This window comes from Pseudoalteromonas sp. GW168-MNA-CIBAN-0100, from assembly GCF_040309225.1.
Taxonomy (GTDB): domain Bacteria; phylum Pseudomonadota; class Gammaproteobacteria; order Enterobacterales; family Alteromonadaceae; genus Pseudoalteromonas; species Pseudoalteromonas arctica.
In genome coordinates, this window is the sequence record NZ_JBEOOL010000534.1 from 1 (window position 1) to 274 (window position 274).

Genomic DNA, 274 nt, shown 5'->3' on the forward strand with positions numbered 1-274 from the left:
GGCCAGCACCATGTTTTAACATTGAACGATAGACATTTCATTTGTGTGGCTTGCGGAGTGCATCAAAATCGGGACCTTTCAGCGGCTAAAAGCATAGCGAACACAGGTGAGTTAGACTTAATAGCGGCTGGAATCGTCGGAAGGGTTAATCCCACTTTTCAGCGGAAAGCAGCTAATAAAATGAAAGTCTTCGAGCTATCGAAGTTTGCTGTTGGATCTGAGAAAAAAAGAAGCAGCCTAGCATTCATAAGCTAGACTGTAGAAGCCCATTGAT

1 pseudogene is annotated in these 274 nt (G+C 43.8%); it reads left to right on the forward strand.

Going from position 1 to position 274, the window contains the following annotated elements:
- Positions 1-255 (forward strand): annotated as a pseudogene (locus tag AAEY62_RS22305) (RNA-guided endonuclease InsQ/TnpB family protein); the annotation flags it as partial.
- Positions 256-274: the final 19 nt, after the last annotated feature.